Raw genomic sequence first — 923 nt, 5'->3', positions numbered from 1 at the left:
ACTGAGCTGATTCCAACCTCATTCGGCCTGGTGGTGAAGAGTGAGGATGGCTTGGACGATGGCGGTCAGGCGGCTGGGTGAGCAGCGGGCCTTCCGCAGGATGTGCCAGCGCTTGAGGGTCGCGGCGCCCTGTTCGCCGAGCGCGCGGACCTTGGCGTGGTAGCGGTTGAACAGCTTCTTGCGTTTGCCGAGCTTGCGGCGCTTGTTGCGCTTGTAGGGGGTGCCGATCGCGCCGCCGGCCCCGACGTAGGCCTTGTCGGCGTAGCAGGCGATCGCGCGGCTGGTGAGGGCGTGGATGATGCCGTGGGTGCGGGCGGCGGTCAGGTCGTGTGTCGAGCCGGGCAGCGTCGGTGAGGCCCAGATCAGTTCGCCGTTGGGGTCGGTGAGGAACTGGATGTTCACCCCGTGCCGGTGGTGCTTGCCGCTGTAGTACAGCCGGTCGTTGGGGCCGGACAGGCGGTCGATCGGGGCGAGGGTGCCGTCCAGGATCACGAACGCCTTGCGCTGGGCGATCCGCATCGCCTCGCGTAGATCGGGGGCCTGGTCGGCCAGCAGCGCGATGACCTCGGTGACGTAGCGGTGCGCGGTCGCCGCGCCGATCCCGAACGCTGCGGCCAGGCGGGCGAAGGTGTCGTTGCGGCGCAGGTGCACCAGGACCAGCAGCGCCTGGCGCTCGGGGCTCAGCGCCCGCCATCGCGACCCGATCCGGTCCCGGTGATCGCGGACCAGCCCGGTAACGAAGGTCAGGGTCGGACGCGACAGATCCAGCGCGGCACGGTAGAACAGCACATGAAGCTCCTGTGCGGACAAGGTTGATCTTGGTCGACAACCTCATCTAGCAGGAGCTTCACTCATTCACCGCCCACATCCGTCGCCCGCGACGAACCCGTGACCTGCACAGTCAGGTTGGAATGGGCTCACTG

Annotated in this window: 1 protein-coding gene; it reads right to left on the bottom strand. The window is 67.7% G+C overall.

All coding sequences use genetic code 11. The features are described from left to right. Nucleotides 1-18: 18 nt before the first annotated feature. Nucleotides 19-789, bottom strand: a complete 771-nt coding sequence (locus E1284_RS40915; protein WP_131945469.1) for a transposase family protein — start codon at nucleotides 787-789, stop codon at nucleotides 19-21. Nucleotides 790-923: the final 134 nt, after the last annotated feature.

This window comes from Actinomadura bangladeshensis, from assembly GCF_004348335.1.
In the GTDB taxonomy this organism is placed as follows: Bacteria; Actinomycetota; Actinomycetes; order Streptosporangiales; family Streptosporangiaceae; genus Spirillospora; species Spirillospora bangladeshensis.
The sequence above is the reverse complement of the archived record's forward strand: the minus strand, read 5'-3'. Positions and strand labels throughout refer to the sequence as shown.